The organism is Parasedimentitalea huanghaiensis (assembly GCF_009753675.1).
Taxonomy (GTDB): Bacteria; Pseudomonadota; Alphaproteobacteria; order Rhodobacterales; family Rhodobacteraceae; genus Parasedimentitalea; species Parasedimentitalea huanghaiensis.
Genome location: NZ_WQLV01000039.1, coordinates 1 through 738 on the forward strand (window position 1 = coordinate 1; position 738 = coordinate 738).

The following is a 738-nucleotide window of genomic DNA, read 5'->3' on the forward strand; positions in this document are numbered from 1 at the left end:
GAGATCAGCCAGGCGTCGGATGATCTGTCTCAGCGCACCGAAAGTCAGGCGGCAACGCTGGAACAGACGGCCGCAGCACTGGAGGAAATGACCACCAGCGTCAAATCCGCGTCAGAAGGCGCCCGCAGCGTTGAAGGTATCGTCAACGAGGCTAAGTCCGAAGCAGAAGCCAGTGGGACAGTGGTGCAAAACGCGGTGTCAGCGATGACTGAAATTGAGGACTCGGCCCGCCATATCAGCCAGATCATCAGCGTCATTGATGATATTGCCTTCCAGACCAATCTGTTGGCGCTGAATGCCGGGGTCGAGGCAGCCCGGGCGGGTGAAGCTGGCCGTGGGTTCGCCGTGGTGGCGTCCGAAGTGCGCGCCCTGGCGCAGCGCTCCTCGGATGCCGCGATGGAGATCAAGACACTGATCGGCGACAGCTCGAAACAGGTCGAGCAGGGTGTTGATCTGGTTGGCAAAGCCGGCACAGCGCTGAACAGCATTGTGGAGCGGGTGAGCCATATCTCGCAGCTGGTCTCCGAAATGGCGGTTGGCACATCCGAACAGTCTACAGGTCTGGGTGAGATTAACCTCGGCGTGACACAGCTGGACCAGGTGACCCAACAAAACGCTGCCATGGTGGAAGAGGCCACCGCCGCCAGCCATCTGCTGAATACCGATGCCAACAAACTGGCCAAACTGGTGTCGCACTTTAACATCGACGGCAACCAGCAAGCACCTGCAGAGGACAGC

Annotated in this window: 1 protein-coding gene; it reads left to right on the forward strand. The window is 59.6% G+C overall.

Going from position 1 to position 738, the window contains the following annotated elements; all coding sequences use genetic code 11:
• Positions 1-738: methyl-accepting chemotaxis protein (locus GO984_RS23285; protein ID WP_245231233.1), on the forward strand; the 738-nt coding region annotated here is incomplete at both ends.